At 59.5% G+C, this 24,301-nt stretch carries 21 protein-coding genes and 4 pseudogenes; 6 read left to right on the top strand and 19 right to left on the bottom strand.

From position 1 onward, the window contains the following. Window positions 1-37 precede the first annotated feature (37 nt). The 5 genes and pseudogenes from PIN01S_RS27170 to PIN01S_RS16655 all read right to left on the bottom strand — a co-directional run. Window positions 38-199, bottom strand: coding sequence for a hypothetical protein (locus PIN01S_RS27170; protein WP_019395738.1), 162 nt, complete (start codon window positions 197-199; stop codon window positions 38-40). Between the two features lie 348 nt (window positions 200-547). Beyond that, complete coding sequence (locus PIN01S_RS16670) at window positions 548-1,705, bottom strand: NAD(P)/FAD-dependent oxidoreductase (protein ID WP_033864462.1); 1,158 nt, start codon at window positions 1,703-1,705, stop codon at window positions 548-550. Window positions 1,706-1,754: 49 nt separating this feature from the next. After that, window positions 1,755-4,178, bottom strand: coding sequence for a helix-turn-helix transcriptional regulator (locus PIN01S_RS16665; protein WP_224429309.1), 2,424 nt, complete (start codon window positions 4,176-4,178; stop codon window positions 1,755-1,757). 484 nt (window positions 4,179-4,662) lie between these two features. Beyond that, window positions 4,663-5,121 (bottom strand): annotated as a pseudogene (locus tag PIN01S_RS16660) (transposase); the annotation flags it as partial. Between the two features lie 383 nt (window positions 5,122-5,504). After that, window positions 5,505-6,101, bottom strand: a pseudogene (locus tag PIN01S_RS16655) (IS1182 family transposase); the annotation flags it as partial. Between the two features lie 176 nt (window positions 6,102-6,277). Between PIN01S_RS16655 and PIN01S_RS26430 the strand changes: the two are divergent. Further along, window positions 6,278-6,417: pseudogene (locus PIN01S_RS26430) on the top strand (IS5/IS1182 family transposase); the annotation flags it as partial. 53 nt (window positions 6,418-6,470) lie between these two features. Here PIN01S_RS26430 and recA read toward each other — a convergent pair. From recA to PIN01S_RS16640, 3 genes and pseudogenes are all read right to left on the bottom strand, one after another. Beyond that, window positions 6,471-7,517: a recombinase RecA gene (gene recA / locus PIN01S_RS16650; protein ID WP_019395734.1), complete on the bottom strand. Its 1,047-nt coding sequence runs from the start codon at window positions 7,515-7,517 to the stop codon at window positions 6,471-6,473. A 103-nt stretch (window positions 7,518-7,620) separates the two neighbouring features. After that, window positions 7,621-8,139, bottom strand: a pseudogene (locus PIN01S_RS16645) (ImuA'/RecA-like NTPase); the annotation flags it as partial. Between the two features lie 86 nt (window positions 8,140-8,225). Next, window positions 8,226-8,729 (bottom strand): CinA family protein, encoded by a 504-nt coding sequence (locus tag PIN01S_RS16640; protein ID WP_084337043.1) that lies wholly within the window; start codon window positions 8,727-8,729, stop codon window positions 8,226-8,228. A gap of 118 nt (window positions 8,730-8,847) precedes the next feature. Between PIN01S_RS16640 and mutS the strand changes: the two genes are divergently transcribed. Further along, on the top strand, window positions 8,848-11,421 hold the full coding sequence (gene mutS, locus PIN01S_RS16635) for a DNA mismatch repair protein MutS (protein WP_170837173.1): 2,574 nt from the start codon (window positions 8,848-8,850) through the stop codon (window positions 11,419-11,421). A gap of 139 nt (window positions 11,422-11,560) precedes the next feature. Further along, entirely contained in the window at window positions 11,561-11,884 is a 324-nt protein-coding gene (gene fdxA / locus PIN01S_RS16630) for a ferredoxin FdxA (RefSeq protein WP_084337039.1), read from the top strand. Between the two features lie 581 nt (window positions 11,885-12,465). Here fdxA and rpoS read toward each other — a convergent pair. The 9 genes from rpoS to PIN01S_RS16585 form a co-directional block, all read right to left on the bottom strand. Beyond that, a complete protein-coding gene (rpoS, locus tag PIN01S_RS16625; RefSeq protein WP_084337037.1) occupies window positions 12,466-13,470 on the bottom strand; it encodes an RNA polymerase sigma factor RpoS in 1,005 nt (334 codons plus the stop codon). A 102-nt stretch (window positions 13,471-13,572) separates the two neighbouring features. After that, entirely contained in the window at window positions 13,573-14,463 is an 891-nt protein-coding gene (locus PIN01S_RS16620) for a peptidoglycan DD-metalloendopeptidase family protein (protein WP_084337055.1), read from the bottom strand. Further along, window positions 14,463-15,401 (bottom strand): polyprenyl-phosphate transporter, encoded by a 939-nt coding sequence (locus PIN01S_RS16615; protein WP_084337035.1) that lies wholly within the window; start codon window positions 15,399-15,401, stop codon window positions 14,463-14,465. The genes PIN01S_RS16620 and PIN01S_RS16615 overlap by 1 nt, the downstream gene beginning before the upstream one ends. An 18-nt stretch (window positions 15,402-15,419) precedes the next feature. Further along, complete coding sequence (locus tag PIN01S_RS16610) at window positions 15,420-16,055, bottom strand: protein-L-isoaspartate(D-aspartate) O-methyltransferase (RefSeq protein ID WP_170837176.1); 636 nt, start codon at window positions 16,053-16,055, stop codon at window positions 15,420-15,422. 41 nt (window positions 16,056-16,096) lie between these two features. Continuing rightward, window positions 16,097-16,846, bottom strand: a complete 750-nt coding sequence (surE, locus tag PIN01S_RS16605; RefSeq protein ID WP_084337031.1) for a 5'/3'-nucleotidase SurE — start codon at window positions 16,844-16,846, stop codon at window positions 16,097-16,099. After that, window positions 16,834-17,892 carry a tRNA pseudouridine(13) synthase TruD gene (gene truD, locus PIN01S_RS16600; protein WP_084337029.1) on the bottom strand — a complete coding sequence of 353 codons (1,059 nt, stop codon included), beginning with the start codon at window positions 17,890-17,892 and terminating at the stop codon, window positions 16,834-16,836. The genes surE and truD overlap by 13 nt, the downstream gene beginning before the upstream one ends. Then, entirely contained in the window at window positions 17,889-18,362 is a 474-nt protein-coding gene (gene ispF, locus PIN01S_RS16595) for a 2-C-methyl-D-erythritol 2,4-cyclodiphosphate synthase (protein ID WP_084337027.1), read from the bottom strand. The genes truD and ispF overlap by 4 nt, the downstream gene beginning before the upstream one ends. Window positions 18,363-18,473: 111 nt before the next feature. Then, complete coding sequence (gene fghA / locus PIN01S_RS16590) at window positions 18,474-19,334, bottom strand: S-formylglutathione hydrolase (RefSeq protein ID WP_084337025.1); 861 nt, start codon at window positions 19,332-19,334, stop codon at window positions 18,474-18,476. A 78-nt stretch (window positions 19,335-19,412) separates the two neighbouring features. After that, window positions 19,413-20,525: an S-(hydroxymethyl)glutathione dehydrogenase/class III alcohol dehydrogenase gene (locus PIN01S_RS16585; RefSeq protein ID WP_084337023.1), complete on the bottom strand. Its 1,113-nt coding sequence runs from the start codon at window positions 20,523-20,525 to the stop codon at window positions 19,413-19,415. 101 nt (window positions 20,526-20,626) lie between these two features. On the opposite strand from PIN01S_RS16585, the gene PIN01S_RS16580 reads away from it, so the two are divergent. The 3 genes from PIN01S_RS16580 to PIN01S_RS16570 all read left to right on the top strand — a co-directional run bounded on the left by PIN01S_RS16580 (window position 20,627) and on the right by PIN01S_RS16570 (window position 23,166). Beyond that, complete coding sequence (locus tag PIN01S_RS16580) at window positions 20,627-21,520, top strand: LysR family transcriptional regulator (protein ID WP_084337021.1); 894 nt, start codon at window positions 20,627-20,629, stop codon at window positions 21,518-21,520. Window positions 21,521-21,635: 115 nt separating this feature from the next. Then, window positions 21,636-21,950 (top strand): HPF/RaiA family ribosome-associated protein, encoded by a 315-nt coding sequence (locus PIN01S_RS16575; RefSeq protein WP_084337019.1) that lies wholly within the window; start codon window positions 21,636-21,638, stop codon window positions 21,948-21,950. A 55-nt stretch (window positions 21,951-22,005) separates the two neighbouring features. Then, on the top strand, window positions 22,006-23,166 hold the full coding sequence (locus PIN01S_RS16570) for a baeRF3 domain-containing protein (RefSeq protein ID WP_084337017.1): 1,161 nt from the start codon (window positions 22,006-22,008) through the stop codon (window positions 23,164-23,166). 12 nt (window positions 23,167-23,178) lie between these two features. Here PIN01S_RS16570 and ispD read toward each other — a convergent pair whose 3' ends face one another. Further along, window positions 23,179-23,886, bottom strand: a complete 708-nt coding sequence (gene ispD, locus PIN01S_RS16565) for a 2-C-methyl-D-erythritol 4-phosphate cytidylyltransferase (protein WP_084337015.1) — start codon at window positions 23,884-23,886, stop codon at window positions 23,179-23,181. Further along, window positions 23,883-24,164, bottom strand: a complete 282-nt coding sequence (gene ftsB, locus PIN01S_RS16560) for a cell division protein FtsB (protein ID WP_090257105.1) — start codon at window positions 24,162-24,164, stop codon at window positions 23,883-23,885. Before ftsB ends, ispD begins: the two co-directional genes overlap by 4 nt. Between the last annotated feature and the right edge of the window lie 137 nt (window positions 24,165-24,301).

Raw genomic sequence — 24,301 nt, 5'->3', positions numbered from 1 at the left:
GAAGGCCTACTCCCATCTTTGATACAGCATCGCTGGCTTACGCCAGCGTTCGTGACACACCCCAGTAGAGGATCTTGTCCTGGCTACGGGTGCGATTGAGGAACACGAACAGCAACGGCAGGCCGTTGATGGATTTGCGGAAGTCGACGGGCTTTGGATACAGGCAGACCTTCTGCACCTTGGTGTCGGGACGCATCATGGCGGGGCCCCACTGGGGAAAACAGGGCGCCCAGCGTCCAGAAACGGATAGCTCAGTTGAAGGTGGAGCTTATGGAACGCTTACCGCCAACACAGCAGTGTATTTGAATAAGAGCTCGAACATGATCGGATCTCCCATTTCAGCAAGGGAAATCCCACCATAGCCACCACCGATTTATGTGGCGTAGAAAACGGTCATCACCAAATATGGCAATACTTCCCCGCCCAAGCGCCACATAACAGCCTGGGCCACATTTTACGCGGTAGTTCCGCACGTACGGAGTGCGGGGGGCGGCAGGTAACTGCCGTCCCTATCGCGACCGTTGGTTCGAGTGGCTGAGCATCATTGCTAATCAGGTAATTTTATACTCCCTGCAAGCGCACCTTGACGTTTAGGCAAATTTATTGTCTCAGTTGCAATCAGTCGCTCCTGCTTGTACGCAAGGACTTCTAGTTCAAGAGTTTCGTTATTAATTGCAACAACGAGTTTATCGTAGTCCTTTAGAGCACCAAGTCCTTGCAGCGCCATCCCTTTAAGATCAGACCAGAACCGTGGTGGGGTTGGTGCTGGTGTTGATGTGCCACAGATGCTACTTGCGACAATTTGAGCGTGTGTAACCGCATTATGAATTGTCTCTAAACGTACCATCGTTCCCCAAAAAGGATTTCTAGCCATTGCGCAGTCGCCGATTGCATATATACTTGTATCCGATGTACACATCTGATCATCGACCACAACACCATTACTCACTTCAAGGGCCGCCTCAGTTGCCAGCTCTAGCTCTGGGATAGCACCGATTCCAACTACAATCAGATCCGCCTGAATTTCTTCTCCACTTTCAAGTACGCATTGTTCAACATGGCCATTCCTGCCCTTTATAGACGTTAATTTCGCATTCAGCTTGAACTCAATTCCTTCAGCCTCCAGGCGGGCTCTGACTAAGTTTGCTGCTGCCGGCGTAACCACGCGCGCCATTACACGCGGGGCGGCTTCTATCACTGTGACCCTCTTCCCTAAGCCCACCGCAGCTGAGGCGACTTCAAGCCCGATTACTCCGCCGCCCAACACAACAACAGACGCACTCTCCACAAGTTTCCTACGTAAATTTTTGGCGTCTTCCATACTGCGTAAATAGCAGACCCCAGACAGTTCAGACCCCTCGCAGGTTAACCTACGTGCGCTAGCACCTGTTGCAAGAATCAATTTTTCATACGCGTATTCTTTTCCATCTTTAGAAGAAACTATCTTACGCCCCACGTCGATTGATACAATCGGTGTATTTAACGAAATGGTAATATTGTTATTCGTATAAAAACCTTCTGGCTTTAATGGCACTGCGGATTCTGCAATCTCACTTGTCAGAAAAGCCTTGGATAGAGGAGGCCGCTGATAAGGCGCCACAGACTCCCTGCTAAAAATCCTAATTTCCCCTTTATAACCATATTGACGAAGCCAGAACGCAGCATTTACTCCAGCTGTACCAGCGCCAACAACAACGATTGCCATAATTCTCTCTCCGGTATACTTTTCACTATATCACTTAATGCCGATTATTTTAGATAATTCCTTGACGCTCAGCTTCAATTGTTGCTTGCGTGCGATTCACTACATTCAAGGTGGCAAATATTTTCCTCATATGCCACTTTATAGCATCTTCGGTGACATGCATATTTGTTGCTATTTGTTTGTTTGAGCACCCCTCTTTTACAAGCCTCAAGACAGCAATCTGCTTCCGTGTCAATAAAGCGTCAGCTTTATTCTCTGCGGACTTTCCAATCTCAACTATTCGCGGAAGACTAAAAGCCCCAATCGCTTGATCTAAATTAACTGCTGTGAAGGCTTCACATGAAGCCGGTATTATTCGCTCAATTAAACATACTTCATCAAGAACTGTTTGAAAGCATTGAAGCTGTTTTGCTATCTCCACTGCATAAACAATGTTAAGCTGAGCCTTTTTTAAATCACCGGCACCTGCCTGCGCTCCGGCCAAACACAATAATCCACGGACTTCCAGCTGGCCCGCGTTAATTTTACGGGCTTGCTGAATAGCCAATAACGCTCTGTGCGCGGCACTATGAAAGTTCCGATCTCGGGAAAGCACTAGTGATTGAACAAGCAGCAGGCGTGCTTTTAGGGGGGCTGAGTGCTGTCCGGAGAAAATCTTATGATCTTCAAGAGTTTTTAAATTATTTATGCCCGTTATGCCTTGACAGACTAAGCGCTGATAGATCTCAATTTGGCTCATAACTTCCAATCTTGGTAGATTTTTTTCAACCGCATGCGCCTTCGCCCACTCCAATATCTCAATGGAGCCATTTAGGTCACTCCTTCCAAGCCGCCAAGCTGACACAGCACGGCATACGGAAAAAAACACGTCTGTCACCCCGTGATTGGAAATGAACTCTAAAATTTTGGAGAGCTTTTCTTCTGAGGTGTCCAAGCAGCGCAATTCATAATGTAACTCAAGCTCTAGAGCGTCAAACATTTTCGAAGTAAACTCGGATTCCATCATCTGCGCGCGACTGTCTGTGCGTGCTTGAGTTATAATCTGCCTCGCCCAGCCCATTTTTCCGCTTGCTAGGGCTTGTTGAAACCTCGCGACATACAGCCAACCAAAAGCAAAATTTTGTTTTGCAAATTTATTCACGGCTTGGGCCTGAGCCAGCACCTTCTCCAACTCTGCAAATCTATACTCACTGGCAAAAATAAAAGCCAAACAGGTTAGCGCGGCCCCTTTTCCAACTGCGTTTGAATCCCCAAATAAACTAATCCACTTATTACAGAGCTCCTCACTCGAAAGCATTTCATCTTTCGTTGCTTTACCTATTGCAAGCACAAGCTGCAGCCATTCCTTTTCTTGCCATTTATTTTTTTTATCGGATTGTGAAGATAGGTCTTTAATTAACTTCTCTGCTCGCGCGCCTTGCTGACTGAAATACAATACCCACGCGTAACTAATAAGCACTATGGGTTTTTTGTGCCAGGCCTGCTTCGGCAGCTCTGACAGCCACTGTCTCAGCGCATCTATTTCGCCCTGACGAAATGACAAATCTAAAATTATTCTCTCAGACATGCTGACTGCCCAGCGACAGTCATTCGCCCGTAGGGATATTCGTATTGCATACTGGTATTCACCTCTACGCCAATGCCAGAAAGCTGCACGCTTAAGCAGGTAGGATCTTTTAGCAGGATTTTCAGTCCAAGTAATTTCTCGTAGAAAATTACGCAGTACTGGATGCAGTGTAAACTGCGCTGGCTCACCGCTCACATGGCGAAGCAACATGTAATTAGTGCTTAAATACTTAATACATGAGACCCCATTGACGCATTTGAATACATAATTGTATTGATCAGGCGTCACGAAATCGAGCAATGAAGAATTTGCAAGAAAAACACGATAGCGCTCGGGAATCGCCTCAAATATTTCATCCCTAAAGTAATTGTCTACTTCAACTACTGCTGAAATATGCTTGGCCGGCAACTCACGCTTTAACAAAAAAACTACAAGAGCAGGCCACCCCTCAACTTCTTGCACCAAGGTCTCTATCTGTTCTTCAGGAACTCCAAGAACAGACTCTGCCTCCGCTAACGCCACCGCCTCTTCTGCGCTAAAGGCCAAGTCTTTCTCGGTGTACTCCCGCATAGCGCCTGCAAGTTTAAGCTGCGAGAACCCTTTTATTGTATTGCCTGCAACTGCAAACCTGATATTTTTTGGTGTATTTAACATAAACTCCATAAGTGCGTGCAACAACGGCAAGTCTAAGTCATGATTAATATTATCCAAACAAACTAGCGTTTCTATCTCGTTATTCGAGGTGCTCTGCCAAAGACTAGATGCAAGGTCTCGCAAGAGCGCAGGCTTGCTCACACCCTCTCTCACACGGCTGAATTTTACCATTTCGAAAGTTTCAAGCTGCTCAATAATCTCTGCGCAGATATCAAATTCACTGTAAGAACTGGCTCTTAAAGAAAGCCACACTGCAGGACGTCCGGCTGTTCTGTGGCGTAGCCACTCGAACGCAAGAGCAACGGTTTTCCCATATCCAGGTGGGGCTCTGTAAAGGCATACTCTGGGAGCGGCTCCATCCGCGATACTCAATCTTGGCCGATATATGCAACTATGAACTTTGGCACTTACTAGAGTCGTAATTTGATCCGCTCCGACCTTAGCGACCGGGAAATCATTATTTATTATTATTTTCATTATGCTATTCTCGCGCCAGCTGACTGGAAATTTTCACCATAGGTTACGGTGTTAAATATTAAAACTACACTTAAGTGTAGTCGGCATGATCGGTGGTGCAAAATATTTACTAGGGAAGGTCTGAAGTAGGCCGCTATTTCTGGCCGACTTCGGCCTTCGCCGATTTTGAAGACGGGCACCGGGTCAAAATCGACCAGATAGCTCGCTCATTTCGGTGCTTTCAGCCGTCGCGAGTAGCTCGCGGCAGCCATTTCCTGCATTACAGCCGCACCTCTCCTGCATTCGTCAGCAAATGTCGGCGGGCCATCCACAGGTTGGACAGGGCGATCAGCGTCACCAGTTGTGCGGTGTTCTTCACCAGCCCCCGGAAACGCATCTTGGTGTAGCCAAACTGCCGCTTGATCACGCGGAACGGGTGCTCAACCTTGGCACGCACCTGAGCCTTGGCCTTCTCGATCTTGCGCCTGGCCTTGTACAGGGCGCTGCGCTTGCTCAGCTTCTTGTAGGTGCTACGCCGCGCCGCGATCTGCCAGATGACCGCACGTCCATCATGCTCGGGCCGCTACTCCACTCCGGTATAACCGGCGTCGGCACAGACCACGTTCTCCTCGCCGTGCAGCAGTTGGTCGACGTGGGTGACATCGGCCATGTTGGCCGCCGTACCCACCACGCTATGCACCAAGACGGACTCGGCATCGGCACCGATGTGGACCTTCAGTCGGGTAAAGCAGGGGTGTTACCACTCCTGCCTCCCCTGAGAACCGTACTTGAGAGTCTCCCCTCATACGGCTCGAGCCTTCCAACAGCCTGAATACGACCGGGCTACCAGACGACGCGCTCTTCGGCGCTCAAGGTAAAACGTCCATGCCGGATCAAACGGGTTGCTGCGCCAGACGGAACAGGAGAGCCATGATGCAACTGAACCTAGGAGCCTGTAGGACTTAACTCGGCAAGGACCGCCAGGGCGGGATCAGGGAGTTTTTGGGTGCGAGGCTGTTCCGTTCAGGCATCCGAGTTGGTTGGCACGGCCCTGGGACGGTGTGTCAGCACACCCGAGCGACTGCTTGGGCAACCGCCGGGGCGTACTTTTTGGCCGTGTCACATCGCGCGCAGCACATGCAAGCGCTTGATGTTCTCCGCCGGCACCTCCATGCCATCGGGGATGGCGCTACGGTCGCTGCTCTCGGTCAGCGCCAGCAACTGCTGGACTTCCTGGCGTAACTGCGCCTCGATCTTGTTGGCGTGCGCCCAGGACAAGGCTTTGTGCTTACTGGCGTTGGCCTGGATCTTTGTGCCGTCGAGCGCAATATGACCCAGCTTGAGCAGCTTCATCTCGCGCGCCAGCATCAGCACCTGGACGAACAGCGACTCGACCTCTTTCAGGAAGCGCCGGCGGAACGTGGCCAGGGTGTCGTGATCAGGATGCGTGTTGGCCGCCACATAGCGAAACGCCACCGAGTCATAGGTCGCGCGTTCGATCTTGCGGCTGGAGTGCATGCCGTTGGCGTAGCCGTAGATCAGCAGCCCCAGGAGCACGGCCGAACCCCGGCCGGCGTACTGGCCGGTCAGCTCGCTCAGATCGAGTTGCTCGATGACCTCGACCACGAACCGTGCCAGGTGATCAGCCGGCAGCCATTCGTCCACCGAGGGCGACAGCAGGTACGCAGTGTCTCGGTCAGCGGGGACGAAACGGCTCATCGGCAAGGACTCTCAGTGGCAGGGCCCCGATTGTCACGAATACTTTCAACGCAAGGAAGAGTCAGAAAGTCCGACAGGCTCCTAGGGGCTGTTGACGTTTTGCGGCGGGGGCATTGAGGAAGAAGAGCAAACCCGCAGAATCGAGGTTCCTACACCAGTAACCCTGCGGGTTTGCAATGCCCCGATCGATGCTCAGTGACGAGCTTTGGTCGAAGATGGAAAAAATTCTGCTTCAACAAGCGTTTACCACAAGCCAGATCTACGGATGACGGTTGAGGGCATGCTCTACTTCAGACCATCCCTAGGCTTTATATGGGGTAGAAACTTAACTATCGATTGTCAGCATCGACCTTAGACCGCCACGAGATATCAATAGTCGTCAGCCAGTTCTTCTTGGGTTGCGAGACGTGCAGAGGTTTCAGCCTGAGGCTTAGACATCAACTTTTCGCGAATCATACCTTCCAGCTTGTCCATAGTAGGTTTGTTTTCCAACAGCCATTTCATGGTATTGGCCTTACCTTGGCCGATCTTGTTACCTTCGAAGGAGTACCAAGCGCCTGACTTTTCAACAAAGTTGTTAGCAACAGCGAGGTCAACGATCTCACCCGCCTTGCTAATACCCTGACCGTAAACGATCTGGAACTCTGCTTGCCTGAATGGAGCAGCAACTTTGTTCTTGACCACTTTCACACGGGTTTCGCTGCCCACCACTTCCTCGCCTTCCTTGACCGCGCCGGTACGACGGATGTCCAGGCGCACCGAGGCGTAGAACTTCAGGGCGTTACCGCCGGTGGTGGTTTCCGGGTTGCCAAACATTACACCGATCTTCATACGAATCTGGTTAATGAAGATACACATAGTATTGGAGTTCTTCAGGTTACCAGTGATCTTCCTCATCGCCTGCGACATCATTCGGGCGGCAAGACCTACATGGGAATCCCCGATTTCGCCTTCAATCTCAGCCTTCGGAACAAGAGCAGCAACAGAGTCAACGACAATAAGATTGACTGCCCCAGAACGCGTCAAGATGTCTACGATTTCAAGTGCCTGCTCACCAGTGTCAGGCTGTGAGCACAGGAGTTCGTCAATATTAACGCCGAGCTTGGCTGCGTAGATCGGATCAAGCGCGTGCTCAGCATCGACAAATGCACAAGTCAAACCTTGACGCTGCGCTTCAGCAATCACCGACAGCGTAAGCGTGGTTTTACCAGAAGACTCCGGCCCATAGATTTCAACGATACGGCCGCGCGGCAACCCACCCACCCCCAAGGCGATGTCCAAGCCGAGTGAGCCAGTCGATATAACATCTATATCCATAGTGCGGTCGGAGCCCAGCCGCATGATGGAACCCTTACCAAACTGCTTCTCAATTTGAGAAAGAGCCGCTTCTAACGCTTTGCTTTTTGCCTGATCCATTCTTGATGACCATTTAAATTAATAATTAATCGGGTCTTACTGATTAGCTTAGGGCGTTTCCCTAATGAGAAAGGGATACCTCCTAAGTGAACCTAAACTATGCCGCAGTGGCTAATACTGCATCCTGGAGGCCGACGTGGGAGTCGCCCATCTCGCCTTCGATTTCGGCCTTCGGCACCAGCGCGGCCACGGAGTCGACGATGATCACGTCCACCGCGTTGGAGCGCACCAGCATGTCGGTGATTTCCAGGGCCTGTTCGCCGGTATCCGGCTGCGAGACCAGCAGGTCGTCGACGTTGACGCCGAGCTTGCCGGCGTAATCCGGGTCGAGGGCATGTTCGGCGTCGACGAAGGCACAGGTGGCGCCCTGCTTCTGCGCTTCGGCGATGACCGACAGGGTCAGGGTGGTTTTACCGGAGGACTCCGGGCCGTAGATTTCGACGATGCGGCCCTTCGGCAGACCGCCGATGCCCAGCGCGATGTCCAGCCCCAGGGAACCGGTGGAAATGGCCGGGATCGACTGGCGATCATGATCGCCCATGCGCATCACCGCGCCTTTGCCGAACTGCTTCTCGATCTGGCCCAGGGCCGCCGCCAAAGCGCGCTTCTTGTTCTCGTCCATCGAAGTCCTCGCGTATTCAAGAGGGCCGTCTGGCCACCAACAACTGTATAAGTAGCCAGTATTATTCCATAGGGCAAGTCGCTCGCCTACCCCTGTCGCGGATTTTCTCCGACGGACAGTCGAAGCAGCCCCTCAAGGGAGGCCTCTACCGTTTGTCGGCGGACGGCGGCGCGATCTCCGCCGAACAGACGGCGTTCGGCGAACACCTGCTCGCCGTCGGCCCAGGCCAGCCAGACCGTGCCCACCGGTTTTTCCGCCGAACCGCCGTCCGGCCCGGCGATACCGCTCACCGCTACGGCGAAGCGCGCCCCGCTGCGTGCCTGCGCACCGCGCGCCATGGCTTCCACCACGTCGCGGCTGACCGCCCCGACCTGCGGGAAGAGATCGGCCGGCACACCGAGCTGGGCGGTCTTCTGGCCATTGGAATAGGTCACGTAGCCCGCCTCGAACCAGGCGGAGCTGCCGGAAATACGCGTGATGGCCTCGGCGATGCCGCCACCGGTGCAGGATTCGGCGGTGGTCACCTGCGCGCCGCAGGCCAGCAAACGCTCGCCGAGACGGACGGCGAGCCGTGTGATGTCGTCTTCCATGGGTTCTCCTGTCCAGAGGCATGCCCGGCAAACCCAACACATCGCAAACGGGAATCAACGCTTAAAGCCGGGCGGTTGGATACCGTACACTAGCCGCTTTTGTGCGCAAGGCCAGGCCATGAGTCAGAGCGACCTTTCCGACCACACACCGATGATGCAGCAGTATTGGAAGCTGAAGAACCAGCATCCGGACCAGCTGATGTTCTACCGCATGGGCGACTTCTACGAGCTGTTCTACGAAGACGCCAAGAAAGCCGCGAAGCTCCTCGACATTACCCTGACCGCCCGTGGCCAGTCGGCGGGAAAATCCATCCCGATGGCGGGCATCCCCTTCCATTCCGCCGAAGGCTACCTGGCCAAGCTGGTCAAATTGGGCGAGTCCGTGGTGATCTGCGAGCAGATCGGCGACCCGGCCACCAGCAAGGGCCCGGTGGAGCGCCAGGTGGTGCGTATCATCACCCCCGGCACCGTCAGCGACGAAGCCCTGCTCGATGAACGGCGCGACAACTTGCTGGCCGCCGTGCTGGGGGACGAACGCCTGTTCGGCCTGGCCGTGCTGGACATCACCAGCGGCCGTTTCAGCGTCCAGGAAATCCAGGGCTGGGAGAATCTGCTGGCCGAACTGGAGCGCCTCAACCCCGCCGAACTGCTGATCCCCGACGACTGGCCCCAGGGCCTGCCGGCCGAGAAACGCCGCGGCGCTCGCCGCCGTGCGCCCTGGGACTTCGACCGCGACAGCGCACGCAAGAGCCTCTGCCAGCAGTTCGGCACCCAGGACCTGAAGGGCTTCGGCTGCGAAAGCCTGACGCTGGCCATCGGCGCCGCCGGCTGCCTGCTCGGCTATGCCAAGGAAACCCAGCGCACCGCCCTGCCACACCTGCGCAGCCTGCGCCATGAACGCCTTGACGATACCGTCATCCTCGACGGCGCCAGCCGCCGCAACCTCGAGCTGGACACCAATCTGTCCGGCGGGCGCGACAATACGCTGCTATCAGTCATGGACCGCTGCCAGACTGCCATGGGCAGCCGCCTGCTCACCCGCTGGCTGAATCGTCCGCTGCGCGACCGCGCCGTGCTCGAAGCGCGACAGGACTCGATTACCTGCCTGCTCGAGCATTACCGCTTCGAGAAACTGCAGCCGCAGTTGAAGGAAATCGGCGACGTCGAGCGGATACTCGCCCGCATTGGCCTGCGCAACGCCCGCCCCCGCGACCTCGCGCGTCTGCGCGATGCGCTGGCGGCACTGCCGGCCTTGCAAGACGCCATGGCCGATCTGGTGGCGCCGCACCTGACGCAACTGGCGTCGAGCATCCGCACCTATCCGGAGCTGGCCGAGCTGCTGGCCAAAGCCATCATCGACAACCCACCGGCGGTGATCCGCGACGGTGGCGTGCTCAAGCGCGGCTACGACCCCGAACTGGACGAACTGTTGTCCCTGAGCGAGAACGCCGGACAGTTCCTGATGGACCTGGAAGCACGGGAAAAAGCCCGCACCGGCCTGCCCAACCTCAAGGTCGGCTACAACCGCATCCACGGCTATTACATCGAGCTGCCCCGGGTCCAAGCGGAACAGGCACCAGCCGACTATATCCGCCGACAAACGCTGAAAGGCGCCGAACGTTTCATCACGCCGGAACTCAAGGCTTTCGAGGACAAGGCGCTGTCGGCACAGAGCCGCGCGCTGACACGGGAGAAGCAGCTCTATGAAGAGCTGATCGAACTGCTCATCGGCCAATTGGCGCCGCTGCAGGACACCGCCGCCGCGCTGGCCGAACTGGACGTCCTGGCCAACCTGGCCGAACGCTCGCTGAACCTCGACCTGAACCGCCCGCGCTTCGTCGACGAGCCTTGCCTGCGCATCAGCCAGGGCCGTCACCCGGTGGTGGAACAGGTGCTGGACACCCCCTTCGTGGCCAACGACCTGACGCTGGACGATGCCACGCGCATGCTGATCATCACCGGCCCGAACATGGGCGGTAAGTCGACCTACATGCGTCAGACCGCACTGATCGTCCTGCTCGCCCATATCGGCAGCTTCGTGCCGGCGGCCGGCTGCGAGCTATCGCTGGTGGATCGCATCTTTACCCGCATCGGCTCCAGCGACGACCTGGCCGGTGGGCGCTCAACCTTCATGGTGGAGATGAGCGAGACGGCGAATATTCTGCACAACGCCACCGACCGCAGCCTGGTGTTGATGGACGAAGTCGGCCGCGGCACCAGCACGTTCGACGGTCTGTCCCTGGCCTGGGCCGCCGCCGAGCACTTGGCCAAGCTGCGCGCCTACACATTGTTCGCGACGCACTATTTCGAGCTGACGGTGCTGCCGGAAAGCGAGCCGGTGGTGGCCAACGTGCATCTGAACGCCACCGAACACAACGATCGCATCGTATTCCTGCACCACGTGCTGCCCGGGCCGGCCAGCCAGAGCTACGGCTTGGCAGTGGCGCAACTGGCCGGCGTGCCGGGTGCGGTCATTCAGCGCGCCCGTGAGCATCTGGCTCGCCTGGAAACCACCAGCCTGCCCCACGAAACACCGCGCGCCGAGCCAGGCCAACCGACACCACCGATGCAGAGCGACCTGTTCGCCAGCCTGCCGCACCCCGTCCTGGAGGAATTGATGAAGATCAATCCGGATGATTTAACGCCGCGGAAAGCCCTCGAACTGTTATATACATGGAAGACGCGAATCTAACGCGCGCCCGCACAAGCTGTTAGAATCGCGCGCGCTTTTGGGAGGTCCCGGCCTTTAGCCTGGTGCCGAGGCCAACACTTCCCGAGCCGAGGAGTCCGTCTTCGGGCTCCCAGCCGCCGCCTGAGGAGAGAATTAAAAAATGACCTTCGTCGTCACCGACAACTGCATCAAGTGCAAGTACACCGACTGCGTGGAAGTCTGTCCGGTGGACTGCTTCTACGAAGGCCCGAATTTCCTGGTCATCCACCCGGACGAGTGCATCGACTGCGCGCTCTGCGAGCCCGAATGCCCGGCCCAGGCCATCTTCTCCGAAGATGAAGTGCCTGAGGACATGCAGGAATTTATCGAGCTGAACGCCGACCTGGCCGAGGTTTGGCCGAACATCACCGAGAAGAAGGATGCGCTGCCGGACGCCGAGGAGTGGGATGGCGTCAAGGACAAGCTGCAGTATCTCGAACGCTGATTCAGCTCGATTGCGAAGGCCCGCTCATGCGGGCCTTCTGCTTTTTACCGCCCACCGTTTCGGATCGCCTGACGTCAGGCTCGAGCGGGCTTGTAAAAAACGCAGGCAAAAAAAGGGGCGGGGTAAACCCCGCCCACTCTTTTGTCCCTATTCCTTGATTTCCTTGCTCATCATCCTGATGAATCGCATCCCGCGATGTCCCGGTCGACATCCTTGCCAACCCGTGCCAGTCCGTCGGCACAGGTGTGATATTAGCGATATGCCGGAGAGCAGCAAGTGCGGGGGATACCTTCGCCAAGACTCCACGGAACTTTTGACAAAAAATAAAATACAATTAAATCAATAAATTACCGAAAATCCTCTCTCTAGACCAGCTACTTTCGGGCTAGCTGTTTCAGCAATCGCTTACAACACGTGTAAGCCATGGCTTACAAAAAGAATCGCAAAATCGCCCAATCTCTCGCGAGGCTTCATCGCACTTTCATCACGCCCCAAAAAAAGAACGCCCCGAACCAGTCGGGGCATTCATTCAGTCCGTCGGCAGACCCTCGGCCTGCGGGCGGTTAGCGATAACCGCGGCGCTACTGGAACAGTGCGTCGCTGGATAGGCCGTTTTTCTCGAGAATCTCCCTGAGGCGCTTGAGTGCCTCGACCTGGATCTGCCGAACCCGTTCGCGGGTCAGGCCGATTTCCTGGCCGACTTCCTCCAGCGTGCAGCTCTCGTGACCACGCAGGCCGAAGCGTCGCACCACCACCTCGCGCTGCTTGTCGGTCAGTTCCGACAGCCATTGATCGATGCTCTGCGACAGGTCGTCGTCCTGCAGCAGTTCGCACGGATCGGTAGGTCTTTCATCAGTGAGGGTGTCGAGCAGGGTTTTGTCCGAGTCCGGCCCGAGGGAAACGTCCACCGAGGTCACCCGCTCGTTGAGTCCAAGCATCCGCTTGACCTCGTCGACGGGCTTCTCCAACAGGTTGGCGATTTCTTCGGCGGACGGCTCGTGATCGAGCTTGTGAGTCAGCTCGCGTGCCGCGCGCAGGTAGACGTTCAGCTCCTTGACCACATGGATCGGTAGCCGGATGGTCCGGGTCTGATTCATGATCGCCCGCTCGATGGTCTGGCGAATCCACCAGGTGGCGTAGGTGGAGAAACGGAAACCGCGCTCCGGGTCGAACTTCTCCACCGCGCGAATGAGGCCGAGGTTACCCTCTTCGATCAAATCGAGCAGCGACAATCCACGATTGACGTAGCGTCGGGCGATTTTCACCACCAGCCGCAGGTTGCTCTCGATCATGCGCTTGCGCCCGGCCGGATCGCCCTTCTGCGCGAGACGCGCGAAGTGCACTTCTTCCTGGGGAGTAAGCAGGGGGGAAAAGCCGATTTCGTTGAGATACAGCTGAGTCGCGTCGAGCGCCCGCGTGTAATCGATGTACTTATGCTGCTTCAGAGCGGTCGAATGTTTGGACTTGGTGGCGAGGGAGGCAAACTCGGTCTCCTCGCTCAACACATCCTCCAGAGCGATGCCTGGCTCCATGAGGAGCACTTCGTCATCGACGTCAAACTCCGGCGCTTCTTTGTCGAGTGCCATTGTTGTTGTCCTGTGCTGAGTTCGACAACAAGCTCTGGCGGACCATGTTCCCTGGCGCACCCGAGCCCGTACTTCCCACGTGAAGAACGGGCTGACCGCGGATCAGCGACGAGGCAGATATTGCAGAGGGTCTACAGGTTTGCCCTGGCGGCGAATCTCGAAGTGGAGCTTCACCCGGTCGGTTCCCGTGGAACCCATTTCGGCAATGATCTGACCGGCCTTGACCTGCTGTCCCTCCCGTACCAACAGCCTGCGGTTGTGACCGTAGGCGCTTACGTAGGTATCGCTGTGCTTGATGATTACCAACTCGCCGTAGCCCCGTAAACCACTCCCGGCGTACACCACTGAACCAGCAGACGCAGCCAAAACAGGCTGGCCTAATTCACCCCCGATATCAATTCCTTTATTCAAACTACCGTTTGAGGAAAAACGACCGATCAAGGGACCGTTGGCAGGCCACGCCCAGCCCGTTGCAGAGCGGGTCACGGGTTCGACGGGCGTGGTCGCCGGGGTCTGTGCAACAGGTGGCGAAGCCTGCGGTGGCTTGGCTGTCGGCGGAGTGGCCGGTGACGTACCGGCCGGAGGTTTGGTCGCGGTTGGTGGCGGCGTTTTCGCCGGTTGAGTCGCAACGACCGGAGGTGCGGACGCAGGCCGTCCGCCGAAGTTGATCTTCTGACCGGGGTAGATCACATAGGGAGGGTTGATGCCGTTATGCGCGGCCAGGGCTTTCCAGTCCCAGCCGAAACGGAACGCAATGGAGTACAGGGAATCGCCACGCCGCACCACGTAGTGGCCGCTGGTCACCGGTTGGCGTTGGCTCGCCTGCTGCCCGTTGCGATCGACCACCTGAACGCCGCCCGGCGGCGTACTGGCGCAGCCGGCCGCCAAGGACACGATGAGGCCGAGCAGCAGATGCCCTTGCCGGCTACGTACGCGCTGCAGGGTTCCTGTGACTGTCACCCGCCTCTCCCTTTCGTTCTGTCCAGGTCTCATCATTCGGTCGAGCCTGCCAGCGGCTGACGACGTCCGGCGAACCACTCCAGGCCCAGCACCAATACGATGCCGGCCACGGCCAGCAGGATCGCGAAGAGCAGTTGCGGGTCCTGCCCGCTGATCTGGGCGAAATGTCCGGGCAAGAGGTTCTCCTGAACCACCGGCACTGGCTGGCCGTGGCTGTCGGTCTGCCAGACCAGGGTCTTTTTCCAGGGCCAGACCTTGTTCAGAGAACCCAGCATCAATCCCGTCAGGAACGCCAGTGTCAGATCACGATAGCGCGCCAGCAGCCAGTTGAGCAGGCGCGAGAAGCTCAGCAGGCCAACCACGCAGCCACCCGCGAACAAGGCCAGCACGGACAGGTCGAGCGCCTTCACCGCGCCCAGGACGACTTGGTAGAGGCCGATCAGCAGCAGAATGAAGCTGCCGGAAATACCAGGCAGGATCATCGCACAGATGGCCACCGCCCCGGCGAAGAACAGGCTCAGGGGGTCGTTGCCCCACTGCATCGGTGCCGCAACGGTGATCCAGTAGGCGAAGGCACCGCCGAGCACGAAGCTGAGTACGCGGCTCCAATTCCAACGCTGGATTTCCCGCGCCACCAGATGGCTGGAGACCAGGATCAGCCCGAAGAAGAACGCCCAAACCGGGATCGGATGCGTTTCCAGGAGATAAGTGATCACCCGCGCCAAACTGAAGATGCTAGTGAGAATGCCGCTGAACAGGACCAGCAGGAAGGTCAGGTTGGCCTCCTGCCAAGCGGCGGCGACACGGCCTCGCACGAGATGCGCCAGGGCATTCGGCACTCTGGCGATGGAGCCCAGCAGCTCGTCATAGATGCCCGTGATGAAGGCCACGGTTCCGCCGGAGACGCCCGGCACTACATCGGCCGCGCCCATGGCGATGCCTTTGGCATAAAGCAGAAAGTACTTCTTCACGGATCCTTCCAGTCAGGATCAGCCCAGAGGGCCGTTGAGCAGCGGCACGAAACGCACGGCATCGAGCATGTGGCGAGAGAAACCGTTCTCTTCCCGAACGATCAGCATCAGTTGCTGGACGTCGCCGGCCCCCACCGGAATCACCAGCCGGCCACCCGGGGCCAGTTGGTCGAGCAACGCCTGCGGAACCTCGGCGGCGGCGGCGGTCACGATGATGCCGTTGTACGGCGCGAGAGCCGACCAGCCCTCCCATCCATCGCCCCAACGAAAGACCACATTGCGCAGATTGAGTTCGCTCAGGCGCTCCTTCGCGCGGTCCTGCAACGCCTGGATGCGCTCGACCGAGAAGACCCGCTCAACCAGTTGCGCCAGCACGGCCGTCTGGTAGCCGGAGCCGGTGCCGATCTCCAGCACCTTGTCCAGCGGGCCCGCAGCGAGCAACAACTCGCTCATGCGCGCCACCATGTAGGGCTGGGAAATGGTCTGGTTATGCCCGATGGGCAGGGCGGTGTCTTCGTAGGCGCGATGGGCCAGGGCTTCGTCGACGAAGAGATGCCGCGGGGTACGCCGGATCACTTCGAGCACCCGGGCGTTCGACAAGCCTTCTTCGTACAGGCGCTGAATCAAGCGTTCACGGGTGCGCTGCGACGTCATGCCGATACCGCGGCGCAGCAGATCGTCTTGCTCGCGGCTCATCACAGCAAGTCCTCCAGCCAACTGTCGAGGCCGTTGAAGGCCTCGTGGAATGTCCGGTCGAGCTGCAGGGGCGTGATCGACACATAGCCCTGCATGACCGCGTGGAAATCGGTGCCCGGCCCGGCGTCCTCGGCATCCCCGGCGACGGAAATCCAATAGCCTTCCTTGCCGCGCGGGTTGACCACCTTGCTCGGTGCCGTGGCACGCGCGCGGTGTCCCAGTCGGGTCAGTTGGATACCGCGGATGTGGTCCAGCGGCAGGTTGGGAATGTTCACGCTGAGCACGGTGCGCGGCGGCAGGTCGAGCTTTTCGTGGTTCTCGACCAAGGTCCGGGCGATGTGCGCGGCGGTGGGCAGGTTGTCCGGCAGGCGTGACAGCAATGAGAAGGCGAACGCCGCGCGGCCGGTGAAACGGCCTTCGATGGCTGCGGCGACCGTACCCGAATAGAGCACGTCGTCGCCCAGGTTGGCGCCGAGGTTGATGCCCGAGACGACCATATCCGGCGTCTGTTCGAGCAGGCCGTTGAGGCCCAGGTGCACACAATCGGTCGGCGTGCCATTGATGCCGATGAAACCGTTCGGCAGGTACTGGGGATGCAGCGGCCGATCCAGGGTCAGCGAACTGCTGGCGCCGCTCATGTCCTGAATGGGAGCGACCACCACGCATTCGGCGTAATCCGCCAATGCGTCATACAGCGCGGCGAGGCCGGGCGCATACACCCCGTCGTCGTTGGCGATCAGAATACGCATGGGTTGTCCGTCTGCCCCGCCGGCAGCAGATCGACAAGCTCGCGCACCACGGCAGTGGCGAAGCATCCAGCCGGCAGGACGAATTCCAGTTGCAGAATGTCAGGCCGGGGATAATGCCACGCCAGGGCGCCGATGGGGAGGCGCAGGATGCGCCGTTCGTGCGCCATGTCCGCTCCGGCTAACCAGTCGGCCAACTTTTCCTGCCCCGCCGCGACGCGCTGTTCGAGGGCCTGGACGACGCCCCCGGCGGGCGATTCTCCCTTGCCCCAGAGCGGCCCGGTCGGGTGCAGGTCGAGCTGCGCCAGTCGCGGATCGCTGCACTCGGCCTCGCCGGCCGGAAAGAAACTGCGGCTGTCGGTGAATGCCAGCAGATCGCCGACCTGCGCCCGATTCCAACTGCCATCGGCGACACGCTCGGCCAGTACCCGATTGAACAGGTAGCTGCGCGCTGCCGACAGCAGTCGTGAGCGCAGGTTACGCTGAGTCGGCAACTCGCCACGCTCGGCAAATTGCAAGGCGTCGTCGACGTTGCCGCCGCCATGGCCGAAGCGCTGAAGGCCGAAATAGTTCGGTACGCCGTGTTGCCGGATGCTTTCCAGCCGACTATCCAGGGCCTCACGATCGGCTGCCAGTTGGGTCAGCCGAAGCGTGAATCCGTTGGCCGAGTGAGCGCCGCGCTGCAGTTTTCGCGAATGCCGGGTGGCCTGGAGAATCCGCAGGCTATCGCTTTCGGCGGCGGAAAGATCCGGATCGGCCTTGCCTGGCAGGTGCAGGCTGAACCATTGGCGGGTCAGTGCCTGACGGTCCTTGAGGCCGGCATAGCTGATGGCACGCAGTGGCATACCCGCCGCACGCGCCAGCCGTTTCGCCGCGTCCTCGGTGTTCAGGCCGCGCTTTTCCACCCACAGCCAAAGGTGCTCGCCCTGGCCCGACAGCGGGATATCCAGGACTTCATCGACCTGGAAATCTTCCGCCACCGCCTTCAGTACCGCCTGCCCGCAGGGCTCGCCATGGGCACGCGGGCCCAGCAGTTCGTATTCGTTCATAGCGGCAACAACAGCGCCACCGCATGCACGGCGATGCCCTCTTCGCGACCGGTGAAGCCCAGCTTCTCGGTGGTGGTGGCCTTGACGTTGACCTGGTCGAGGTCGACCTGCAGGTCCTCGGCGATCAGGGCCCGCATGTTGTCGATGTGCGGCGCCATCTTCGGTGCCTGGGCCACGATGGTGGCGTCGACGTTGCCGACCCTCCAGCCCTTGGCCTGGACCAGCCCGAGCACATGACGCAGCAAGACGCGGCTGTCCGCCCCCTTGAAACGGGGATCGGTATCCGGGAAGTGTTTGCCGATATCGCCCAGCGCCGCGGCACCGAGCAACGCATCGCTCAGCGCATGCAGCAGCACGTCGCCGTCGGAATGGGCGATCAGCCCGAATCGGTGGGGAATGCGCACACCGCCGAGGGTGACGAAGTCTCCCTCGCCGAAACGGTGTACGTCGTAGCCATGGCCAATACGCATAAGGAAAGAGTGCCTGATGAAGTCAGGGCGGGATTCTAACTGAAAGCGGCAAGCGGCTCAGAGTGAGGGCTGGGCTCACTCTGGCGTCAAGCTCTGCTTTTTACTTGTCGCTTATTGCTTGTGGCTCATGGCCGCCAGGGCAGCCGCATGATGCCGCAGGTGGTCTTCGATGAAACTGGAGATGAAGTAGTAGCTGTGGTCATAGCCCGGCTGCATACGCAGTGTCAGCGGATGCCCGGCAGCCGCAGCGGCTGCCTGCAGGGTCTCCGGCTTGAGCTGGTTGGCCAGGAAGTCGTCGCGATCCCCCTGATCAACCAGGATCGGCAGCTTTTCCTTCGCCTCGGCGAGCAGGACGCAGGCATCCCATTCGCGCCAGCGCGAGCGGTCTTCGCCGAGATAACGGGAGAACGCCTTTTCGCCCCAGGGGCAGTTGATCGGATTGCTGATCGGCGAGAAAGCCGACAACGAGCGATAGCGCCCCGGGTTGCGCAAGGCACAGACCAGAGCGCCGTGTCCGCCCATGGAGTGACCACTGATGCCACGGCGATCGGACACTGGGAAGTTGGCCTCGATCAGTGCCGGCAACTCTTCCACCACATAGTCATGCATCCGGTAGTGCCGGGCCCAGGGCTCCTGGGTGGCGTTCAGGTAGAACCCCGCACCCAGACCGAAGTCCCAGGCCCCGTCCGGGTCGCCCGGCACTTCCGGCCCACGCGGGCTGGTATCCGGCGCGACGATGACCAGGCCCAGCTCGGCGGCCATCCGCTGGGCGCCGGCCTTCTGCATGAAGTTCTCGTCGGTGCAGGTCAGCCCCGACAACCAGTACAGCACTGGCAGGCGGGCGCCCTGCTCGGCCTGCGGCGGCAGGTAGACGGCGAACACCATGTCGCAGCCCAGCACGCTGGAACGATGTCGGTAGCGCTTGTGCCATCCGCCGAAGCTTTTATTGCTGGAGACGATCTCGAGAGTCATAAGCCCTCCGGGCAGTTGCAAGGCAGCCACAAGCTACGAGAGAGAAACGTGTCGCTTGCGGCTGAAACTTGCCGCCGTTTAGAAATGGATGACGGTACGGATGCTCTTGCCTTCATGCATCAGATCGAAGGCCTCGTTGATCTCATCCAGCGGCAGGTTGTGGGTGATGAAGGTGTCCAGCGGGATTTCGCCTGCCTGGGCCTTTTCCACATAACCCGGCAGCTCTGTGCGCCCCTTGACCCCACCGAACGCCGAGCCGCGCCAGACACGCCCGGTGACCAGTTGGAACGGACGGGTGCTGATCTCGGCGCCGGCCGGAGCCACGCCGATGATGGTCGATTCGCCCCAGCCCTTGTGGCAGCACTCCAGCGCCGCACGCATCAATTGCACGTTGCCGACACACTCGAAGCTGTAGTCCACGCCGCCGTCGGTCATGTCGACGATGACTTCCTGGATCGGCTTGTCGTGATCCTTCGGGTTGACGAAGTCGGTGGCACCCAGCTCGCGGGCGACATCGAACTTGGCCGGGTTGATGTCGACGGCGATGATGCGGCTGGCCTTGGCCATCTTGGCGCCGATGATCGCCGCCAGGCCAATGCCACCCAGGCCGAAGATGGCGACGGTCGCGCCTTCTTCCACCTTGGCGGTGTTCAGCACCGCACCGATACCGGTGGTCACGCCGCAGCCCAGCAGGCAGACCTTGTCCAGCGGCGCCTCTTGCGGAATCTTGGCCAGGGAGATTTCCGGCAGCACGGTGTACTCGGAGAAAGTCGAGCAGCCCATGTAGTGATAGATCGGCTGCCCTTGGTAGGAGAAGCGGGTGGTGCCGTCCGGCATCAGGCCCTTGCCCTGAGTGGCGCGCACAGCCTGGCAGAGGTTGGTCTTGCCGGACTTGCAGAACTTGCACTGGCGGCATTCGGCCGTATACAGCGGAATCACATGGTCGCCGACCTGCAGCGACGTCACGCCCTCGCCCACCGCTTCGACGATACCGCCGCCCTCATGACCGAGGATGCAGGGGAAGACGCCTTCGCTGTCCTGGCCGGACAGGGTGTAGGCGTCGGTGTGGCAGACGCCGGTGGCGACGATGCGCACCAGCACTTCGCCGGCCTTCGGCGGCTCCACATCCACTTCGACGATCTGCAGCGGTTTGTTAGCTTCGAAGGCGACGGCGGCGCGCGACTTGATCATGACAGTGTTCCCGGTGGCGTGAGAAAGCCAGAAGTGTAATTCACGCCCAAAAAGGGATAATGCACCAACCGAGAAAACATTATTGCCATACAGGGATAATCATGAGCGGAAACCGCTGGGAAGGACTGGACGAGTTCGTCGCCGTGGCCGAGTGCGGCAGCTTTCTGCGGGCGGCCGAGCGGCTGCGGGTGTCCTCGTCCCATGTCAGCCGGCAGATCGCCCGCCTGGAAGAACGCCTGCAAGCGCGCCTGCTTTATCGCACCACGCGCAGAGTCTCGCTGACCGAAGCCGGCCACACCTTCTTCGCCCGTTGCCAGCGTCTGGTGGAGGAGCGCGACGAAGCCTTTCTCGCCATCAGCGATCTGCACAGCGCTCCCACCGGACTGTTGCGGATGACCGCGGCGGTGGCCTATGGAGAGCGTTTCATCGTGCCGCTGGTGAATGAATTCATGGCCGCGCACCCGCAACTGCGGGTCGAAATCGAGTTGTCCAACCGCACCCTGGACCTTGTCCAGGAAGGCTACGACCTCGCCATTCGCCTGGGACGGCTCAGCGATTCGCGCCTGGTGGCCACGCGCATCGCACCCCGGGCGATGTACCTGTGCGCGGCGCCCAGCTATCTCGAACGCTATGGCCGGCCGCACACGCTCTCGGAACTGGCCCGGCACAACTGCCTGATCGGCACCGGCGACACCTGGATGTTCCAGCAGGACGGCCGCGAGCATCCTTTCAAGCCCAGCGGCAACTGGCGCTGCAACAGCGGCGAAGCCGTGCTGGATGCGGCGCTGCGGGGGTTCGGCCTATGTCAGTTGCCGGACTATTACGTCCTCGAACCGTTGCGCCGGGGTGAGTTGGTCTCGCTGCTAGAGGCCAACCAACCGCCGAACACGGCGGTCTGGGCGGTCTACCCGCAGAAACGCTACCCGCTGCCCAAGGTCCGCCTGTTGATCGAGGCACTCAGGCAAGGCCTGGCGCAGCGCCCCGAATACGCCTGATTCCGCCGCTGCGCTGCTCTACCACGGGTCTTACGAGGGGGAACCCGCTCCTGTTCGCCTCGTCGAAATTTCATGAGGCGCGATAGTCGACGCCCGCCAACAGGAGGACAACGCCATGCAAGTGCTGGTGAACAGCGATAACCATATCGATGGCTCCGCGGAATTCGCCGACAGGGTCCAGGCTCATCTGGCCAACAAGCTGAAGCGTTTCGACGACCACCTGACCCGCATCGAAGTGCACTTCAACGACGAGAACAGCCAGAAAGGCGGCGCGACCGACAAGCGCTGCCAGATCGAGGCACACATCAAGGGACGCGATACGGTTTCCGTCACCCACCATGCCGAATCCCTGAACCTCGCCCTCGACGGCGCCACCGAGAAGCTCGGCTCCGCCCTCGCCCGGGTAGTCGACAAATCCCGCAACCTCTGACGCAAAACATTCGCCGAAGGAAATCCCGACGACAACAGTTCACTGGAGGACCCGCATGAACGCTCCCATCAATCGCGATCTGCTCATCCAGCTGCTGGCCGATCACCAGGCTCCGTGCCTGTCGCTTTACCAACCGACTCACCGCGCCTTCCCGGATCGTCAACAGGACCCGATCCGCTTCCGCAATCTGGTCGAGGAACTGCAACGGTCCCTGGAGAAGACGCATTCCGAAGAATCCATCGCCGCCCTGCTACGACCGTTCCGTGAGCTGCAGGAGAACGAAGAGTTCTGGACCCACAACCTCGAAGGCCTGGCGGTGTTCGGCGGCCCCGACCTGTTCCGCGTGTTCCGCCTGCAACGCCGGGTGCCGGCGCTGGCCGTGGTCGCGCAGAGCTTCCACCTGAAGCCGCTGGTGCGCATCAACCAATCCGCCGAGCGCTATCAAGTGCTGTGCCTGGACCGCAACAAGGTCCGCCTGTTCGAGGGCAGCCGCGATGCGCTGGACGAAGTGGATCTGGCGGACGCCGTCCCACGCACGCTGGAAGACGCGCTGGGCACCGAGATGACCGACAAGAACCAGAGCGGCTTGACCGAAGGTTTCAGCGGCCCCGGCGAACGCGGCCGCGCCATGCGCCACGGCCCCAGTGGCAAGCAGGACGACATCGATATGGACCGCGACCGTTACTTCCTGGCCGTGGACAAGGCGATCACCGAATGCCACTCGCGACCATCCGGGCTGCCGCTGATATTGGCTGCGCTGCCGGAATACAAAGGCCACTTCCACCGGATCAGCCATAACCCGTACCTGCTGCCCCACGGCATCGACCTCAACCCCGGCGCTTTGAATGTCGACCAGTTGCGCGAGCAAAGCTGGAAAGTCATGCAGCCGCAATTCCAGAAACGGCTGGAGGGCTTCATCGAAGAATACGGAGAGTCCGTCGGACACGGGCTGGGCTCCGACGACCCGGTGGAAATCGGCCATGCCACCATCGAGAACCGGGTGTCGATGCTGCTGGTGGAAGCCGACCGCCATCTGCCGGGCAGGCTCGACCCGGAAACCGGCGACAGCCAGCCGGCCAAGTCGGAAGACCCGAACGTGGACGATCTGCTCGATGACCTGATGGAGTGCACCCTGAAGCATGGCGGCGAGGTGCTGGTGGTTCCGCCCGAGCGCATGCCGAGCAAGACGGGCGTGGCGGCTATCTATCGCTTCTGACCGAACGGGCGCTCAGTCCCGGCCCTGGTCATGCCAGCGTTGCGCCAGCCACTGCAGGTCTTCGGGCCGGGTGACCTTGAGGTTGTCTGAGCGCCCTTCCACCAGGCGCGGTGACTGGCCTGCCCACTCCATGGCGGACGCCTCGTCGGTGACCGTCGCCCCGGCGGCGAGCGCACCGGCGAGCGCCGCACGTAGCGGCCCGAGACGAAACATCTGCGGCGTGTAGGCTTGCCAGATCAGGCTGCGGTCGACGGTTTCCACCACCCTGCCATCCGCCCCCACCCGCTTGAGGGTGTCCCGTGCGGGCACAGCGAGCAGGCCGCCCACCGGATCGTCGGCCAGTTCATCCAGCAGGCGGTCGAGGTCGGATCGCGCGAGGTTGGGACGGGCGGCATCGTGCACCAGCACCCAATCGCCCGCAGCAGCCCCTAGCGCTTCGAGGCGCAACAAGGCATTGAGTACGGAATCGGCGCGCTCGCGGCCGCCGTCGGCGCGTTGGATGCGCGAATCCTTCGAACAGGCCAGGTCGGGCCAATATGGATCGTCCGTCGCCAGGCTGACCACCAGCCCCTGGAGCCCGGGGTGGTCGAGCAGGCAATGCAGGCTGTGTTCGAGAATCGTGCGGCCTGCCAGTTGCAGGTATTGCTTGGGACGGTCGGCACGCATCCGGCTACCGATCCCGGCGGCCGGGACCACAGCCCAGAAAGGAAGTGTCTTCATTCGGCCAACTGGTAGAGGGTTTCGCCTTCCTTGACCATGCCCAGCTCGTGGCGGGCACGTTCTTCGACGGTTTCCATGCCCTTCTTCAGCTCCAGCACTTCCGCTTCGAGAATACGGTTACGCTCGATCAACCGCTCGTTCTCGCCCTTTTGCTCGGCGATCTGCCGCTTCAGCTCGGTCACCTGGGCCAGGCTGCCGTCGCCGACCCAGAGGCGATATTGCAGGCCTGCCAGGACCAGCACCAGCACGACGAACAACCAGTAAGGGGCTTTGGGCATCGAAACGAATCTATCCATATGAAAAGGGGCAGCCAATGCTGCCCCTTTTACCATTTATCGACCGCTCGCTGAAAACGTTGCGAGCGAAGGCCAGGCAGGCCGAGAGTGATCCAGCACGGCCTGGCCAGGTACAGCGG

Origin of the sequence: Pseudomonas indica NBRC 103045, assembly GCF_002091635.1 — a bacterium.
In the GTDB taxonomy this organism is placed as follows: Bacteria; Pseudomonadota; Gammaproteobacteria; order Pseudomonadales; family Pseudomonadaceae; genus Pseudomonas_M; species Pseudomonas_M indica.
Note: the sequence above shows the minus strand (reverse complement) of the source record. Positions and strands in the feature narration are given on the sequence as shown.

What these genes read in the sequence shown, in the direction of transcription:
- PIN01S_RS27170 (WP_019395738.1), bottom strand. Translation starts at nt 199, where the DNA reads ATGATGCGTCCCGACACCAAGGTGCAGAAGGTCTGCCTGTATCCAAAG.
- PIN01S_RS16670 (WP_033864462.1), bottom strand. Translation starts at nt 1,705, where the DNA reads ATGGCAATCGTTGTTGTTGGCGCTGGTACAGCTGGAGTAAATGCTGCG.
- recA (WP_019395734.1), bottom strand. Translation starts at nt 7,517, where the DNA reads ATGGATCAGGCAAAAAGCAAAGCGTTAGAAGCGGCTCTTTCTCAAATT.
- PIN01S_RS16640 (WP_084337043.1), bottom strand. Translation starts at nt 8,729, where the DNA reads ATGGAAGACGACATCACACGGCTCGCCGTCCGTCTCGGCGAGCGTTTG.
- mutS (WP_170837173.1), top strand. Translation starts at nt 8,848, where the DNA reads ATGAGTCAGAGCGACCTTTCCGACCACACACCGATGATGCAGCAGTAT.
- fdxA (WP_084337039.1), top strand. Translation starts at nt 11,561, where the DNA reads ATGACCTTCGTCGTCACCGACAACTGCATCAAGTGCAAGTACACCGAC.
- rpoS (WP_084337037.1), bottom strand. Translation starts at nt 13,470, where the DNA reads ATGGCACTCGACAAAGAAGCGCCGGAGTTTGACGTCGATGACGAAGTG.
- PIN01S_RS16620 (WP_084337055.1), bottom strand. Translation starts at nt 14,463, where the DNA reads ATGAGACCTGGACAGAACGAAAGGGAGAGGCGGGTGACAGTCACAGGA.
- PIN01S_RS16610 (WP_170837176.1), bottom strand. Translation starts at nt 16,055, where the DNA reads ATGACGTCGCAGCGCACCCGTGAACGCTTGATTCAGCGCCTGTACGAA.
- surE (WP_084337031.1), bottom strand. Translation starts at nt 16,846, where the DNA reads ATGCGTATTCTGATCGCCAACGACGACGGGGTGTATGCGCCCGGCCTC.
- truD (WP_084337029.1), bottom strand. Translation starts at nt 17,892, where the DNA reads ATGAACGAATACGAACTGCTGGGCCCGCGTGCCCATGGCGAGCCCTGC.
- ispF (WP_084337027.1), bottom strand. Translation starts at nt 18,362, where the DNA reads ATGCGTATTGGCCATGGCTACGACGTACACCGTTTCGGCGAGGGAGAC.
- fghA (WP_084337025.1), bottom strand. Translation starts at nt 19,334, where the DNA reads ATGACTCTCGAGATCGTCTCCAGCAATAAAAGCTTCGGCGGATGGCAC.
- PIN01S_RS16585 (WP_084337023.1), bottom strand. Translation starts at nt 20,525, where the DNA reads ATGATCAAGTCGCGCGCCGCCGTCGCCTTCGAAGCTAACAAACCGCTG.
- PIN01S_RS16580 (WP_084337021.1), top strand. Translation starts at nt 20,627, where the DNA reads ATGAGCGGAAACCGCTGGGAAGGACTGGACGAGTTCGTCGCCGTGGCC.
- PIN01S_RS16575 (WP_084337019.1), top strand. Translation starts at nt 21,636, where the DNA reads ATGCAAGTGCTGGTGAACAGCGATAACCATATCGATGGCTCCGCGGAA.
- PIN01S_RS16570 (WP_084337017.1), top strand. Translation starts at nt 22,006, where the DNA reads ATGAACGCTCCCATCAATCGCGATCTGCTCATCCAGCTGCTGGCCGAT.
- ispD (WP_084337015.1), bottom strand. Translation starts at nt 23,886, where the DNA reads ATGAAGACACTTCCTTTCTGGGCTGTGGTCCCGGCCGCCGGGATCGGT.
- ftsB (WP_090257105.1), bottom strand. Translation starts at nt 24,164, where the DNA reads ATGCCCAAAGCCCCTTACTGGTTGTTCGTCGTGCTGGTGCTGGTCCTG.